13 protein-coding genes are annotated in these 13,023 nt (G+C 69.2%); 8 read left to right on the top strand and 5 right to left on the bottom strand.

The genetic code is table 11. The annotated features are described in order from the left end of the window. The 3 genes from AAG688_RS04450 to sucC form a co-directional block, all read right to left on the bottom strand. Entirely contained in the window at positions 1-396 is a 396-nt protein-coding gene (locus tag AAG688_RS04450; RefSeq protein WP_411834155.1) for an endonuclease domain-containing protein, read from the bottom strand. A gap of 169 nt (positions 397-565) precedes the next feature. Further along, the gene (gene sucD, locus AAG688_RS04445; RefSeq protein WP_411834154.1) at positions 566-1,438 is read right to left on the bottom strand and encodes a succinate--CoA ligase subunit alpha; all 873 of its coding nucleotides are present in this window, start codon (positions 1,436-1,438) and stop codon (positions 566-568) included. A 132-nt stretch (positions 1,439-1,570) separates the two neighbouring features. Further along, positions 1,571-2,734, bottom strand: coding sequence for an ADP-forming succinate--CoA ligase subunit beta (gene sucC, locus AAG688_RS04440; protein WP_411834153.1), 1,164 nt, complete (start codon positions 2,732-2,734; stop codon positions 1,571-1,573). 171 nt (positions 2,735-2,905) lie between these two features. Here sucC and AAG688_RS04435 point away from each other — a divergent pair, with 171 nt between their 5' ends. Beyond that, positions 2,906-4,525 (top strand): sensor histidine kinase, encoded by a 1,620-nt coding sequence (locus tag AAG688_RS04435; RefSeq protein WP_411834152.1) that lies wholly within the window; start codon positions 2,906-2,908, stop codon positions 4,523-4,525. A 129-nt stretch (positions 4,526-4,654) separates the two neighbouring features. Here AAG688_RS04435 and AAG688_RS04430 read toward each other — a convergent pair whose 3' ends face one another. Then, a complete protein-coding gene (locus AAG688_RS04430; protein WP_411834151.1) occupies positions 4,655-5,920 on the bottom strand; it encodes a threonine/serine exporter ThrE family protein in 1,266 nt (421 codons plus the stop codon). 88 nt (positions 5,921-6,008) lie between these two features. Here AAG688_RS04430 and AAG688_RS04425 point away from each other — a divergent pair, with 88 nt between their 5' ends. The 6 genes from AAG688_RS04425 (at position 6,009) to AAG688_RS04400 (ending at position 10,493) form a co-directional block, all read left to right on the top strand. Next, on the top strand, positions 6,009-6,338 hold the full coding sequence (locus AAG688_RS04425) for a hypothetical protein (protein WP_411834150.1): 330 nt from the start codon (positions 6,009-6,011) through the stop codon (positions 6,336-6,338). Next, a complete protein-coding gene (locus AAG688_RS04420) occupies positions 6,230-6,901 on the top strand; it encodes an EamA family transporter (protein ID WP_411834929.1) in 672 nt (223 codons plus the stop codon). The genes AAG688_RS04425 and AAG688_RS04420 overlap by 109 nt, the downstream gene beginning before the upstream one ends. Further along, complete coding sequence (locus tag AAG688_RS04415; protein ID WP_411834149.1) at positions 6,898-8,010, top strand: ABC transporter permease; 1,113 nt, start codon at positions 6,898-6,900, stop codon at positions 8,008-8,010. Before AAG688_RS04420 ends, AAG688_RS04415 begins: the two co-directional genes overlap by 4 nt. A gap of 103 nt (positions 8,011-8,113) precedes the next feature. Next, a complete protein-coding gene (locus tag AAG688_RS04410) occupies positions 8,114-8,917 on the top strand; it encodes an ABC transporter ATP-binding protein (RefSeq protein ID WP_411834148.1) in 804 nt (267 codons plus the stop codon). Positions 8,918-8,919: 2 nt separating this feature from the next. After that, positions 8,920-9,846 (top strand): MlaD family protein, encoded by a 927-nt coding sequence (locus AAG688_RS04405; RefSeq protein ID WP_411834147.1) that lies wholly within the window; start codon positions 8,920-8,922, stop codon positions 9,844-9,846. Next, a complete protein-coding gene (locus AAG688_RS04400) occupies positions 9,843-10,493 on the top strand; it encodes an ABC-type transport auxiliary lipoprotein family protein (protein WP_411834146.1) in 651 nt (216 codons plus the stop codon). Before AAG688_RS04405 ends, AAG688_RS04400 begins: the two co-directional genes overlap by 4 nt. Here AAG688_RS04400 and AAG688_RS04395 read toward each other — a convergent pair. Beyond that, a complete protein-coding gene (locus AAG688_RS04395) occupies positions 10,442-11,095 on the bottom strand; it encodes an alpha-ketoglutarate-dependent dioxygenase AlkB family protein (RefSeq protein WP_411834145.1) in 654 nt (217 codons plus the stop codon). The two genes, AAG688_RS04400 and AAG688_RS04395, sit on opposite strands and share 52 nt — an antisense overlap. 82 nt (positions 11,096-11,177) lie before the next feature. Between AAG688_RS04395 and AAG688_RS04390 the strand changes: the two genes are divergently transcribed. Continuing rightward, a complete protein-coding gene (locus AAG688_RS04390) occupies positions 11,178-12,803 on the top strand; it encodes a 4Fe-4S dicluster domain-containing protein (RefSeq protein WP_411834144.1) in 1,626 nt (541 codons plus the stop codon). Positions 12,804-13,023: the final 220 nt, after the last annotated feature.

The following is a 13,023-nucleotide window of genomic DNA, read 5'->3' as shown; positions in this document are numbered from 1 at the left end:
TCAGTCTTCGCTGTCTGCCCCTTCCCCCGCGTGCGGGGGAAGGCTGGGATGGGGGCGGGCATCCGCGAGCCTGGAAACCATCAGCGCACGCACGCCTTTGAGATTGCTCATGATCTCATTATTCCAGAACCGCAGGACGTGAAAGCCCTGACGGCGGAGGAAACCATCCCGCACCACATCTGCAGCCGAGGCCAGGTGCTGTCCTCCATCCACTTCGATGATCAGCCTGGCGGGCAGGCACACGAAATCGACGATGTACGGCCCCAGTGGATGCTGGCGGCGGAAACGCAAGCCCTCCAGTTGTTTCTGCTTCAATATCGTCCATAACCTGCGTTCGGCCAGCGTCATGTCGCGACGCAGTTCACGCGCCCGCTGCTGCTTCCTTCCTTCGCGCATTCGCACCTCCTGTGCATGGCTCGGGCGTCTTGCCCCCATCCCAACCTTCCCTCGCACGCGGGGGAAGGAGCCGACTCCGGCAGGCTGCAAGATAGTCGTCGAATGCTTCTCCAGGCAAACAAAAAGCCGCCCGAAGGCGGCTCCTTGCATCGTGCGATGGCGAAACGGCTTACTTCAACCGCGCCGCGATCGCCGCGCCCAGGTCGCCCGGCGAGCGCACCGTGGTCACGCCGGCCGCTTCCATCGCGGCGAACTTGCCCTCGGCCGTGCCCTTGCCGCCGGAGGCGATCGCGCCGGCGTGGCCCATGCGCTTGCCGGCCGGGGCCGAGGCGCCGGCGATGAAGCCGACCACCGGCTTGCCGACGTGCGCCTTGATGTACTCGGCGCCGGCTTCCTCGGCGTCGCCGCCGATCTCGCCGACCATGATGATGCCCTCAGTCTGCGGATCCTCGTTGAACAGCTTCAGGCAGTCGACGAAGTTCAGGCCGTTGATCGGGTCGCCGCCGATGCCGATACAGGTCGACTGGCCCAGGCCCACGTCGGTGGTCTGCTTGACCGCTTCATAGGTCAGCGTGCCCGAGCGCGAGACGATGCCGATCCTGCCCGGCTTGTGGATGTGGCCCGGCATGATGCCGATCTTGCACTCGCCCGGGGTGATGATGCCGGGGCAGTTGGGGCCGATCAGCACCACGTCCGGGTGCTGCCTGAGCACGTTGCTGACCCGCAGCATGTCCAGCACCGGGATGCCCTCGGTGATGCAGACGATGACCTTGATGCCGGCCGCGGCCGCTTCGAGGATGGCGTCGGCCGCGAACGGCGGCGGCACGTAGATGACCGAGGCGTCGGCGCCGGTGGCCTCGACCGACTCGCGCACGGTGTTGAACACCGGCAGTTCGATGTGGATGGTGCCGCCCTTGCCCGGCGTGACGCCGCCGACGACCTGGGTGCCGTATTCCACCATCTGGGTGGCGTGGAAGGTGCCCTGCTGGCCGGTGAAGCCCTGCACGATGACCTTCGTGTTCTTGTTGACCAAAACGCTCATGGATTCTTTCCTGGTGGGTTCTCGAGCCCTTCCCCCGCCTGCGGGGGAAGGGTTGGGATGGGGGCAAGGCCCTTCACGGGGAGCGCCCCCACCCTGGCCCTCCCCGCAAGCGGAGGAGGGAACCAAAAGCAATCAGGCGGCGACCGCCGCGACGACCTTCTTGGCGCCGTCGTTGATGTCGTCGGCCGGGATGATGGCCATGCCGCTCTCGCGCAGCAGCTTCTTGCCTTCCTCCACGTTGGTGCCTTCCAGGCGCACCACCACCGGCACCTTCACGCCGACTTCCTTGACCGCCTCGATGATGCCGTCGGCGATCATGTCGCAGCGGACGATGCCGCCGAAGATGTTGACGAAGATGCCCTCGACCTTGTCGGACGAGAGGATCAGCTTGAACGCCTCGATCACGCGCTGCTTGTTGGCGCCGCCGCCGACGTCGAGGAAGTTGGCCGGCTCGCCGCCGTTGAGCTTGATCACGTCCATCGTCGCCATCGCCAGGCCGGCGCCGTTGACCATGCAGCCGATGTTGCCGTCCATGGTGACGTAGTTGATGTCCAGCTCGGAGGCCAGCACCTCGGTCTCGTCCTCCTGGCTCTTGTCGCGCATGGCGGCCAGATCCTTGTGGCGGAAGGTGGCGTTGTCGTCGGAGTTGACCTTGCCGTCCAGCGCGTACAGGTTCTGGTCGTCCAGGATCGCCAGCGGGTTCAGCTCGACCAGCGACAGGTCCTTGTCGTTGAACAGCCTGTACAGGCCGCCCATGATGCTAGCCAGCTGGTTGGCCTGCTTGGCGCTCAGGCCCAGCTTGAAGCCGATCTCGCGGCCCTGGTACGGCTGCAGGCCCTCGACGAAGTCGACGTTGAGGGTCTGGATCTTCTCCGGCGTCTCGGCCGCGACCTGCTCGATGTCCACGCCGCCCTCGGACGAGGCGATGTAGGTGATCGAGCGGGTGCCGCGGTCGACCAGCACCGACAGGTACAGTTCCTTGACGATCTCGCCGGCGGTGGTGACCAGCACCAGGTTGACCGGCAGGGCCACGCCCGCGGACTGGTAGGTCGCCATCTTGGTGCCGAGCATGCCGGCCGCGGCGGCCTTCACGTCGTCCAGCGTCTTGCAGAACTTCACGCCACCGGCCTTGCCGCGACCGCCCGCGTGGATCTGCGCCTTGACCATCCAGGGGCCATCGCCCAGCGCCTGGGCCGCCTCGACCGCCTCGCCGGCGGTGGAAGCGACGCGGCCGGCCGGGACCGGGATGCCGTAGTCGGCAAACAGTTGTTTTGCCTGGTATTCGTGGAAATTCATGCGTCACCGTGGGTAGGGAACAAAGACTACGCCCGACCGCGGCGGGGACCACCGCGGGGACAGGCTAGCCCCCTATTGTCGCCGACCCGGCCGGACGGCGCAAAACGGCGCCTCCATGAGGTCCATTGGCTGGGCCTATACTGAAATCCTCGCCCGGGAAGGTGCATCGACTTGCCGCCACGTCCTTCGTTCCTGCCGCGCATCCGTTCGGTCCCGGTGCGGGAGCTGTATTTCTTCTCCCTGTACCGCGTGCTCGAGGCCGGCGTGCTGGCCGCGCTGCTGTTCAGCCCGTTGGCGGCCATGCTCGGCGACATCCGCCACCCCGGGCTCGGCACCGCCGTGACCCTGTGCTACCTGAGCGCGGCGGTGGTGTTCCTGCTGCTGGGGCGGCAGGAGAAGTGGCTGGTGCCGCTGGTGCTGGTCGGGGTGACAGTGGACATCGCCGCGGCCATGCTGGCCACCCACGCCCTGCCCACCGCGCAGGCCGGCATCGCGATGATGCTGCTGTTCAACGTCGCCGCGGCCAGCCTGATGCTGCCATCCTGGCAACTGGCGCTGGCGGTGGCGGCGCTGGCGGTGCTGGGGCTGTCCGGCGAGCACGCCTGGACCTCGCTGCACGACCCGCACGCGCAGCGCTCGCTGCCGGAAACCCTGATGTTCGCCATCGGCTACCTGTCGGTGAGCTACCTGGCGCACCAGATCGGCCAGCGCGCGCGCTCCAGCCAGCAACTGGCCGAACGGCGCGGGGCCGAGGTCGCCAACCTGTTCGAGATCAACGAGCTGATCATCCGCCGCATGCGCACCGGCGTGCTGGTGGTCGATGCGCACAACCACATCAAGCTGATCAACGAGGCCGCCAGCGGCCTGCTCGGCGAGGCGCGGCCGCTGGACAGTCCCGACGACAGCGGGCCGCTGCTGAACAAGCTGGCGCCGGAGCTGGCGCGCCGCCTGCAGCTGTGGCGCAACGGCTGGCAGGGCGACGACACCCCGCTGCAACTGTCGCCGGATCAGCCCGAGGTGCAGCCGCGCTTCGCCCGCCTGCTGGCCGACAGCGAGACCTCGCTGGTCTTCCTCGACGACGCCACCGTGGCCTCGCGCCGCGCCGAATCGCTGACCCTGGCCGCGCTGGGCCGCTTCTCGGCCAGCCTGGCCCACGAGATCCGCAACCCGCTGGCGGCGATCAACTACGCGGTGCAGCTGCTGGAGGAGTCGGACAAGATGTCCGACGGCGATCGCCGCCTGCTGCAGATCATCCACCAGCAGTGCCAGCGCACCAACGGCATCGTCGAGAGCGTGCTGGGGCTGGCGCGGCGCGAGCGCGCCAACCCGGACCACGTCGATCTCAACGCCTTCGTGCGCCGTTTCGTCGACGAATACCAGCAGACCCTGTCCATCGAGACCGACAGCCTGGTCGCCGTGCTCGGCAACCGCCCCATCCACGGCGTCGTCGACACCCGCCACCTGCAGCAGGTGCTGACCGTGCTGGTGCACAACGCGCTCAACTACGGGCGCCTGCCGGGCGAGCCGGCGCGGGTGCGCCTGCGCGTGTTCGAAGCGGAGGGAAGGCCGATGATCGACGTGCTCGATCGCGGCCCCGGCATCCCCGAGGGCGTGGCCGCGCAGCTGTTCCGCCCGTTCTTCACCACCTCCGAGCACGGCACCGGCCTGGGCCTGTACATCGCCCGCGAGCTGTGCCGGGCCAACCAGGCCACGCTGGAATACGTCGCCGTCCCCGCCGGCGGCAGCTGCTTCCGCATCGGCGTGCCCGGCCCGCACGCATTGCAATCCTGAGCAGGCGACGACGCTTCTTTCAGCAACGCTCCGCGCTACTGCGCTGGGATGACGAGCAAATACACGGGCTTTTCCCAAATCCCAAATCCCAAATCCCAAATCCCAAATCCCGAATCCCGAATCCCCGCCCTACAGATTCTTGCGCGCCGGCACCACCAGGTTGCCGAACAGCAGCCCGGCCACCAGCGCCATCACGATGTTGGTCACCGTCAGCAGTGCCGACTGGCCCACGCCGACGTCCTGCTGCTGCACCAGCGTCATCAGCCCGCGCAGGCTGGCGCTGCCGGGCACCAGCATGATGATGCCGGGCACCCGGATCAGCGCGCCGGGGCGGTTGGCCCAGCGCGCGAACGCGTTGCCGCAGGCGGTCATCACCAGCGCCGACAGGAAGATGCCGACCGGGCTGCCCCAGGCCTGCCCGGCGTAGCGCGAGATCAGGTAGCCGGTGATCGCCGCGGCCATCACCCACGGGTAGTCGCGCCGGTGCGCCCTGAACAGCACCGCGAACGCGTAGGCGGTGGCCACCAGCGCGACCCATTCGACCCACTCGGGCTGCGGCCGCAGCGCGCGCACTTCCGGGTACAGCCCGAACAGCTGCGCCAGCGTCACCGCGATCACGCTGCCGACGGTGAGCTTCATCACCGTGGCCATCGCCCCGGCCAAGCGCGCGGTGCCCGACACCAGGTGCTGGCTGGTGAGTTCGTTGACCGCGTTGGTCAGAGTCATGCCCGGCAGCAGCACGACCAGCGAGGCGATGATGACGGTGTTGAGGTTGAGCGGGGCGACGAAATTTGCGACCAGGATCGCCACCGAGCCGGCCACCAGCGCGTAGATCGCCTCGCTGGCCTCCTTCAGCGCCGGCCGCCGATCCAGCGGCAACGCCAGCGTGCCGATCAGCACGCCGATCAGCGCGGCGGTGCCGATGTCCAGCCACGGCAGCCGCCACAACCCGGCCACGCCGCCGGAGGCCAGCCCGAAAGCCAGCACCTGCATCACCTGCCAGCGCCGGCTGGGCGCGCGGTCCAGGCTGCGCAGCGCGGTATGGCCCTGGGCGATGCTCATCCGCCCGGCCGCAACCGCCTCGGCGATGCGGTCGGCCTCGCTGAGCTTGTGCAGGTCGTTCTCGCCCGGCGCCAGCCGGATCACCCGGGTGGTGTCGGTGGCGCCCAGCGGCTTGCCCGGATCGTTGAAGCTGAGGATCAGCCCGGTCGGGTTGGACCACGGCTCGCAGTCCAGCCCCAGTTGCTGCGACAGCGCGACCACCGCGCCCTCCAGCCGCTGCGCGGTGGTGCCGTAGCTGTGCAGGCGGCTAGCCATCTCGCAGACGAAGGCGATGCGCTGGGCGTAGGTGGCGGGGGCAGAGGCGGTGGCAGCGGGGGCGGCGGTTTCGATCATCGGCACAGTATGGCGCGACACGGGGGCGCTGCGGACGGGCGGCCGCGGCGCTCCCGTAGAATGGCCCGACCCTTGGGATGGAGCGGCAATGGCGGGAATCGGCGAGGCGCTGGCGCTGGGCAGCGCGGCGGCATGGGCGGTCGGCATGATCCTCGCCCGCCAGCTCGGCGCGACCCTGCCGCCGCTGGCGCTGAACCTGCTGAAGAACGCGCTGGTGCTGCTGGCGCTGGCGCCGCTGGCGTTGCTGGGGGCGGCCGGCCCTGGCCGGCGCTGCCCGCCGGCGAACTGGCGATCGTGCTGGCCAGCGGCGTGCTCGGCATCACCGTGGCCGACACCCTGTACTTCCGCGCGCTCAACGAGCTCGGCGCCGGCCGCATGGGCGTCATCGGCAACCTGTACAGCCCGCTGGTCCTGCTGATGGGCTTTTTGTTCCTCGACGAATCGCTGGGCGCCGCGCAATGGCTCGGCTTCTTCCTGGTCGGCCTGGGCGTGTTGCTGGTCGGGCGCCCGCCGCGCGAGTGGCGGACCCATCCGCGCCACGCGCTGCGCGGGGTGCTGACCGGCATGCTGGCGATCGCGCTGATGGCGGTGGCGATCGTGATGGTCAAGCGCACGCTGGAGACCCAGCCGCTGCTGTGGATCACCCTGCTGCGCCTGGCCGGCGCGGTCGCCGGGCTGGCGCTGCTGGCGGCGCTGCCGGCGATGCGGGCCTCGTTCAAGTTCGACGCGCAGGCGGTGCCCTGGCCGCGCCTGCTGGTGGCGGCGCTGTTCGGGCAGGGCCTGTCGATGGTGATGTGGCTGGGCGGCTACAAGTACACCAGCGCCTCGGTGGCGGCCATCCTCAACGAGAGCGCCTCGGTGTTCCTGGTGGTGCTGGCCGCGCTGTGGCTGCGCGAACCGCTGGGCCGCCGCGCCTACGCCGGCGTGATGCTAACGTTCACGGGCATTGTCTGTATGCTCCTCGGCCGAGCTCCCCCATGATCGAAGCCGACCTGCCCGACTACCAGATCGACGACGCCGACCCGGCGCGGGTGCGACTGGCCGGCGAGTGGGCGCTGGACACGGCGCTGCAGGTGGCCGACAAGCTGCGGCAGATACCCGATACGGTCCGCGCCATCGACGCCAGCGGCATCTCGCGGATCGATTCGGCCGGGGTGCTGCAACTGCGCCGCTTCGCCAGCCGGCGCGGGCTGGCGATGGAGGACATCGACTTCCGCGAGGACCACCGCGCGCTGGTCTGCACCATCGAGGACGTCGCCGACGACCGCCCGCCGCGCAAGCGCGACTACGGCTTCCTCGCCGCCCTCGCCCGCCTCGGCCAGCGCATGGAGGAGATCGGCCGCAACATCGTGCTGCTGGTCGGCTTCACCGGCGAGAACCTGTCCAAGCTGCTGCGGCTGGCGCGGCAGCCGCGGCGCTTCCGCCTGACCGCGACCGTCGCGCAGATGGAGCAGGTCGGCCTGGACGCGGTGCCGCTGGTGATCCTGCTGTCCTACCTGGTCGGCGCGGTCATCGCCTTCCTCGGCTCGACCGTGCTGCGCGACTTCGGCGCCGAGATCTTCGTCGTCGAACTGGTCAGCATCGCCTTCCTGCGCGAGTTCGCCGTGCTGATGACCGCGATCGTGCTGGCCGGGCGCACCGCCAGCGCGTTCACCGCGCAGATCGGCGCGATGAAGAGCCGCGAGGAAATCGACGCCATCCGCACGCTCGGCCTGGATCCGATCGACCTGCTGGTCATCCCGCGCGTGCTCGCGCTGCTGGTGATGCTGCCGCTGCTGACCTTCATCGCGATGATGGCCGGCCTGGCCGGCGGCGTCACCGTCGGCGCGTTCGACCTCGGCATCCCGCCGCAGATGTACCTGGCGCGCATGCACGAGACGATGGAGGTGCGCCATTTCCTGGTCGGCATGTCCAAGGCGCCGGTGTTCGCGCTGGTCATCGCGCTGATCGGCTGCCTGGAGGGCCTGAAGGTGCGCGGCACCGCGCAGTCGGTCGGCGAGCGCACCACCTCCAGCGTGGTGCAGACGATCTCGCTGGTCATCATCCTCGACGCGCTGGCGGCGTTGTGGTTCATGAACATGGATTGGTAAGAGCCGGGATTGGGGATTCGTGATTCGAGATTCGGAAAAGCAGGAAGTACGAAGCCGGGAGTCCGGAGAGGGTTCTTCTGCTTCTGCCAATCCCCAATCCCCAATGCCCAATCCCGGCTCCCCCGTCATCCGCGTCCGCAACCTGGTCAACCGCTTCGGCGCGCAGACCGTGCACGACGGCCTGGACCTGGACGTGCGGCGCGGCGAGATCCTCGGCGTGGTCGGCGGCTCGGGCAGCGGCAAGTCGGTGCTGATGCGTTCCATCCTCGGCCTGCGCCGGCCCGACGCCGGCGGCATCGAGGTGCTCGGCGTCGATGCGCTGTCCGACGACCCGCGCGATCGCCAGCACATCGAGCGCAACACCGGCGTGCTGTTCCAGGACGGCGCGCTGTTCTCCTCGCTCACCGTCGGCGAGAACGTCGAGGTGCCGCTGCAGGAACACCATCCGGAACTGCCGGAGACCTGGTGCTACGAGCTGGCGCTGCTGAAGGTCAAGCTGGCCGGCCTGCCCGCCGACGCGGTCAACAAGCTGCCCTCGCAGCTGTCCGGCGGCATGCGCAAGCGCGCCGGGCTGGCGCGCGCGCTGGCGCTGGATCCGCCGGTGCTGTTCCTCGACGAGCCGACCGCCGGGCTGGATCCGATCGGCGCGGCGGCGTTCGACAACCTGATCCGCACCCTGCAGGAAGCCCTCGGCCTGACCGTGTTCCTGATCACCCACGACCTGGACACGCTGTACGCCATCTGCGACCGCGTGGCGGTGCTGGCCGACCGCAAGGTCGTGACCGTCGCGCCGCTGGCCGAGGTCGAGCGCTTCGATCATCCCTGGGTGCAGGAATACTTCCACGGCCCGCGCGCGCGCGCCGCGCGCGACGGCAAAGAACTCATGCAAACACGAACGACGGTCTGAGCATGGAAACCAAAGCCAACTACGTCCTCATCGGCGCCTTCACCATCGTCATCGCCTCGGCGCTGCTGCTGTTCGGCCTGTGGGCGGCCAAGTACTCGACCGAGCGCACCTGGCAGGAGTACCAGGTGGTGTTCCGCGAGGCGGTCACCGGCCTGTCGGTCGGCAGCCCGGTGCAGTACAACGGCATCGCGGTCGGCTCGATCACCGAGCTGTCGCTGGCGCCCAACGACCCGCGCCAGGTGGTCGCGCGCATCCGGCTGGAATCGCGCACCCCGGTCAAGACCGACACCCGCGCCAAGCTCGCCATCACCAGCCTGACCGGCCCGTCGATCATCCAGCTTTCCGGCGGCACCCCGCAGGCGCCCGCGCTGACCTCGGTCGACAAGCGCGAGGCGCCGATCATCCAGACCGCGCCGTCGGCCTTGCAGAACATCACCGATACCGCCAACCGCATCGTCGAGCGGCTGGACCAGGTGCTCAGCGACAGGAACGTCGCCAGCATCGCCGCCACGCTGTCCAACCTGGAAGCTATCAGCGGCTCGCTGGCCAGCCGCGACCAGGGACTGGAATCGCTGATCGTCAGCGCGCGCGACGCCGCGCAGAACCTCGACCGCACCCTGACCACCACCAACGGCACCATCGAGCGGCTGGACCGCAACCTGGTACGCGAACTGCCGGGCATCCTGGAAAAACTGGACGGCACCCTGGCCAAGCTGGATTCGGCCGCCGACAACGCCGACGGCATCCTCGGCGAGAACCGCGCGGCCATCAACAGCTTCGCCAACGATGGGCTGGCCCAGCTCGGTCCGACCCTGACCGAACTGCGCGGCCTGGTGCGCGACCTGCGCCGGGTCAGCGACCGCCTCGAAGGCAATCCCGCGCGCTACCTGCTCGGCCGCGACGCGCCCAAGGAGTTCGAACCCCGATGAACGCATCCAAGATTCTGCTTCCGCTGTCGCTGCTGGCGCTGGCCGGCTGTTCGCTGCTCGGCAGCGGCCAGCGCGATCCGGTGACGCTGTATTCGCCGCAGGTGCGGGTACCGGCCGATCCGGCATGGCCGACCGTGGACTGGTCGCTGGTGGTGGCCAAGCCCAATGCCACCCGCGTGGTCGACAGCCCGCGCATCGCCGTGCGGCCGGTGCCGGGCGAGCTGCAGGTCTACCAGGGCGCGGCCTGGGCGCAGCCTTCCACCGACCTCGTGCTCGACGCGATCCTGCGCGCGCTGGAGGATTCCGGCCGCATCCATGCGGTGGCCAGCAGCGAGGCCGGCATCCGCGCCGACTATCGGCTGGTCACCGACATCCGCCGTTTCGAGGCCGACTACGACGGCGGCGCGCAGCCCTCGGTGGTCATCGAGATCAACGCCAAGCTGGTGCACTACCGCGACCAGCGCGTGGTCGCCTCGCGCACCTTCCTGCGCAGCGATGCGGTCGGCGGCACCGACGTGGCGCGGGTCGCGGCGACCTTCGAGCGCACGCTGGCGGCGATCACCGGCGACATCGCCGGCTGGACGCTGGCCAGCGGTCAGCAGGACCGTCCTGCGCCGCCGATCGCGCCGCCGCGCCGCGGCGGCTGAACCAGGCGGAAGGTCAGGTTGATCCGCGCGGCCACCGGCCGCGCCGTGCGCGGCAGCGCGTGCCGGTAGTCGCGCTGGGTGTCGCCGCCCATCAGCAGCAGGCTGCCATGCGGCAATGGCAGCGCCAGCCGATGCTGCGGCTGGCGGCGGTGCTTGAGCAGGAAGCGCCGCTCGCCGCCCAGGCTGATCGAGGCGATCAACGGGCGCGCGCCCAGTTCCGGCTCGTCGTCGCTGTGCCAGCCCATCGCGTCGCGGCCGTCGCGGTAGAGGTTGGCCAGCACGCTGTTGAAGCGCGCGCCGGTCTCGCGCTGCAGGCGCGCGCGCAGCGCCTGCAGTTCCGGCGTCCACGGATGCGGCTCGAAGCGCGTGCCCGAATAGCGGTAGACCGCGTCGGCATCGCCGATCCAGCAACTCAGCCGCGGCGAATCGACCTCGCGCCCGAACAGGCGGATACGGTGCGTTTCCCAGGCGATATCGCCCATCAGCATCGCCAGCAAGGCGTCGGCGTCATCGCGCGGCAGCCAGCCCGGCAGCAGGCGCAGTTCCGCGCCGGGCAGCTGCGGCGCGATTCCATGCGGATTTTCCGCCATCGGTACGGTCATGGCGGAAATGCTGGCCGATTTGCCCGCGTTCGCGCAAACGCCGAAAATGGCCGCAGCCCAAAGCCAGCCAAGGAATCCCGCGATGACCGATGCCGAACATGCCCCCGTCGAACGGGACGTCATGGAGTACGACGTCGTCACCGTCGGCGCCGGACCGGCCGGCCTGGCCTTCGCCATCCGCCTGAAGCAGATCAATCCCAAGCTCAGCGTCTGCGTGATCGAGAAGGCCAGCACGGTCGGCGCGCAGATCCTGTCCGGCGCGGTGATCGAACCCGGCCCGCTCGACGCGCTGCTGCCCGGCTGGCGCGACAACCCGCCGCCAATCTGCGTGCCGGCCCGCGAGGACGAGCTGTGGTACTTCAGCAGGAACGGCGGGCGCAAGTTCCCGATCGTGCCGCCGGGCATGCGCAACCACGGCAACTACATCGTCAGCCTCGGCGCGATGTGCGCCTGGCTGGCACCGCAGGCCGAGGCGCTGGGCGTGGAGATCTATCCCGGCTTCGCCGCCGCCGAAACGCTGCACGACGCCGACGGCAAGGTCATCGGCGTGCGCATCGGCGACATGGGCGTGGCCAGGGACGGCACCCACAAGCCCGGCTACACCGCCGGCATCGACATCCACGCCAGGGTCACCGTGCTGGCCGAGGGCGCGCGCGGCCACCTGACCAAGCGCCTGGTCAAGCGCTTCGCGCTCGACGCCGGCAGCGACCCGCAAGCCTATTCGATCGGCATCAAGGAACTGTGGCAGGTGCCGGAAGGGCGCGTGTCGCCCGGCAAGATCGTGCACACGCTGGGCTGGCCGGCCGACAACAAGACCTACGGCGGCAGCTTCCTCTACCACCTGGACAACAACCAGGTCGCGCTGGGCTACGTCAGCGGGCTGGACTACGCGGATCCGCACTACAAGCCGTGGGAGGCCTTCCAGCAATGGAAGAACCACCCGCTGATCAAGCCGCTGCTGGAAGGCGGCAGCATCCTGTCGGCCGGCGCCCGCGCCATCGTCACCGGTGGCTGGCAGTCGCTGCCGAAGGTGGAGATGCCCGGCGCGCTGCTGATCGGCGACACTGCCGGCCTGCTCAACGTGCCCAAGATCAAGGGCACCCACCAGGCCATCCGCAGCGCCATGCTCGCCGCCGAACACCTGGCGGCCAATGCGCTGGATCCGGCCGGCTTCGATGCGAAACTTCGCGCCTCCGACGCGATGGCCGAGCTCAGGCAGGTCCGCAACGTCAAGCCCGGCTTCAAGAAGGGCCTGTGGTTCGGCCTGCTCAACGGCGCCTGGGAAACCGCCGTCGGCGGCCGCTCGCCGTGGACGCTGAAGATGACGCCCGACTGGTCCTCGCTGGACAAGGTCGGCGAGCACGAACAGCCCCGGCGCGACTACGTCGAGCGCACGCTGGCCCCGCGCGACCGCCTGCAGGGCGTCTACTACGCCGCCACCGAGCACGACGAGGACCAGCCGGCCCACCTCAAGGTCGCCGACACCAACATCTGCATCGAGCGCTGCAGCGTCGAATACGATAACCCCTGCACCCGCTTCTGCCCGGCCGGCGTCTACGAAATAGTCGACGCCGCCGAAGGCCGCCGCCTGCAGATCAACGCCGCCAACTGCGTCCACTGCAAGACCTGCGACATCAAGGATCCCTACGAGATCATCACCTGGGTCACGCCGGAAGGCGGCGCGGGGCCGAATTACCAGAACCTTTGATCCCTGCGGACCCGCTTCGAGGATCAGGCCGGAGGCAATGAGCCTGCGGGCGGCTTCAGCTCCGGCAACCGGGCTGTCGGGTAGCCGTCAGGCATCCAGGTCGGGCCGGATGACGAAAAAGCGAGGGCGCCTCTTCGGCGCCCTCGCTCGTGTCGATTGTTCCATCGGCATCATTCGACGCGTGGTTCGCCGGAACCCACCGCCTCGCATTCTTGAGGCG

The organism is Pseudoxanthomonas mexicana (genome assembly GCF_046736355.1).
GTDB lineage: Bacteria > Pseudomonadota > Gammaproteobacteria > Xanthomonadales > Xanthomonadaceae > Pseudoxanthomonas_A > Pseudoxanthomonas_A mexicana_B.
This window is presented reverse-complemented; position numbering and strand designations above follow the sequence as displayed.

What these genes read in the sequence shown, in the direction of transcription:
- AAG688_RS04450 (WP_411834155.1), bottom strand. Translation starts at nt 396, where the DNA reads ATGCGCGAAGGAAGGAAGCAGCAGCGGGCGCGTGAACTGCGTCGCGAC.
- sucD (WP_411834154.1), bottom strand. Translation starts at nt 1,438, where the DNA reads ATGAGCGTTTTGGTCAACAAGAACACGAAGGTCATCGTGCAGGGCTTC.
- sucC (WP_411834153.1), bottom strand. Translation starts at nt 2,734, where the DNA reads ATGAATTTCCACGAATACCAGGCAAAACAACTGTTTGCCGACTACGGC.
- AAG688_RS04430 (WP_411834151.1), bottom strand. Translation starts at nt 5,920, where the DNA reads ATGATCGAAACCGCCGCCCCCGCTGCCACCGCCTCTGCCCCCGCCACC.
- AAG688_RS04425 (WP_411834150.1), top strand. Translation starts at nt 6,009, where the DNA reads ATGGCGGGAATCGGCGAGGCGCTGGCGCTGGGCAGCGCGGCGGCATGG.
- AAG688_RS04415 (WP_411834149.1), top strand. Translation starts at nt 6,898, where the DNA reads ATGATCGAAGCCGACCTGCCCGACTACCAGATCGACGACGCCGACCCG.
- AAG688_RS04410 (WP_411834148.1), top strand. Translation starts at nt 8,114, where the DNA reads ATGCCCAATCCCGGCTCCCCCGTCATCCGCGTCCGCAACCTGGTCAAC.
- AAG688_RS04405 (WP_411834147.1), top strand. Translation starts at nt 8,920, where the DNA reads ATGGAAACCAAAGCCAACTACGTCCTCATCGGCGCCTTCACCATCGTC.
- AAG688_RS04400 (WP_411834146.1), top strand. Translation starts at nt 9,843, where the DNA reads ATGAACGCATCCAAGATTCTGCTTCCGCTGTCGCTGCTGGCGCTGGCC.
- AAG688_RS04395 (WP_411834145.1), bottom strand. Translation starts at nt 11,095, where the DNA reads ATGACCGTACCGATGGCGGAAAATCCGCATGGAATCGCGCCGCAGCTG.
- AAG688_RS04390 (WP_411834144.1), top strand. Translation starts at nt 11,178, where the DNA reads ATGACCGATGCCGAACATGCCCCCGTCGAACGGGACGTCATGGAGTAC.